This is a genomic window from Sporosarcina sp. 6E9, assembly GCF_017921835.1.
Lineage (GTDB): Bacteria > Bacillota > Bacilli > Bacillales_A > Planococcaceae > Sporosarcina.
This window is the reverse complement of record NZ_JAGEMN010000040.1, coordinates 1-255: the sequence shown is the minus strand read 5'-3', so window position 1 is coordinate 255 and position 255 is coordinate 1. Positions and strand designations below refer to the sequence as shown.

1 rRNA gene is annotated in these 255 nt (G+C 54.5%); it reads left to right on the top strand.

Annotation, left to right across the window (positions count from 1 at the left end):
- Window positions 1–255: ribosomal RNA gene (locus J4G36_RS19015) — 16S ribosomal RNA — on the top strand; the annotation flags it as partial.

Sequence of the window (255 nt, the reverse complement as noted above, 5' to 3'; positions counted from 1 at the left end):
CCCAGACTCCTACGGGAGGCAGCAGTAGGGAATCTTCCACAATGGACGGAAGTCTGATGGAGCAATGCCGCGTGAGTGAAGAAGGTTTTCGGATCGTAAAACTCTGTTGTGAGGGAAGAACAAGTGCAGGAGTAACTGCCCGTACCTTGACGGTACCTCATTAGAAAGCCACGGCTAACTACGTGCCAGCAGCCGCGGTAATACGTAGGTGGCAAGCGTTGTCCGGAATTATTGGGCGTAAAGCGCGCGCAGGCG